This is a genomic window from Vibrio sp. Vb0349 (assembly GCF_033338975.1).
The window spans coordinates 1-1,031 of sequence record NZ_JAWOTS010000467.1 but is presented as its reverse complement, the minus strand read 5'-3'; the positions used below and the strand labels follow the sequence as shown (position 1 = coordinate 1,031).

The window sequence follows — 1,031 nt, the reverse complement described above, 5'->3', positions numbered from 1 at the left end:
CACAATCCCGTTTATTTAAATCAATTTATACCGAGCCTTTTTTAGAGAAGCGATAATTCTGTGAAACTGAGCTAAATAAACCTAGCAACGCATAATTATATCAGTCAATTACAAAAATAGGCAGCGTATCGCTGCCTATTTTCAGTTAGTCGATACCTTAGTAGGCAAGATCAGATTATTGACCCGCTTTCAGCTTCAAGAAGTAGTCTTCATATTTCACTGTCATATCACCAACCGAGTCTTGCCATTCAACACGGTCAAGATCTTCTTGAGAAGGGAATAGCGGTGCTACGTCTTTAAACTTCGAGTTTGATTCTGTAACGGCGGTTAGGTAGCCAGTGTCACGAGAAATTTGCTCTGCGATTTCAGGGCGTAGTAGGAAGTCGATCATTTTGTGCGCTGCTTCTACGTTTTTCGCGCCAGAAGAGATTGCGAAGTTATCAACCCAGCCAATACCGCCTTCTTTAGGGAAGACTAGCTTAAGGTTTAGACCTTCGTTTTGCGCTGCTGCCGCACTGCCGTTCCAAAGCATACCAACGCCAACTTCGCCAGACATGTATGGTGCACCCGGGTTATCAGAGTTAAATACTAAAACGTTTGGCATCAGCTTTTGCAATTCAGCGTATGCTTCGTCGATTTGCTTTGGATCTGTAGAGTTACCTGAGTAACCCAATTTACGTAGGGCAATGTGGAATACTTCACGAGTATCGTCCATTAGCATTACTTGACCTTCAAGCTCAGGCTTCCATAGGTCTGCCCAGCTTTGGAAGTCGTTTGGATCGTACATATCAGCGTTAACTGCTAGACCTGTAATTGCAACAACGTGTGGAATAGAGTAGTCGTTATTTGGATCGTAAGGCTTATCTAGGTAGTTCTTATCTAGGTTGCCGAAGTTTTTCAGCTTAGTCTTATCGATCTTTTGTAGCATACCTTCATCGCGCATTTTTGCTACGAAGTAAGTTGAAGGCACGACTAGGTCATAACCTTGGTTATGAGTTTTTAGCTTTGCGTACAAAGTTTCGTTCGACTCG

1 protein-coding gene is annotated in these 1,031 nt (G+C 42.9%); it reads right to left on the bottom strand.

Annotated features, from left to right (window positions below; all coding sequences use genetic code 11):
• Nucleotides 1-175: 175 nt before the first annotated feature.
• A partial coding sequence (locus tag R7Q47_RS26640; protein WP_140382067.1) for an extracellular solute-binding protein occupies nucleotides 176-1,031 on the bottom strand: 856 nt, incomplete at its 5' end.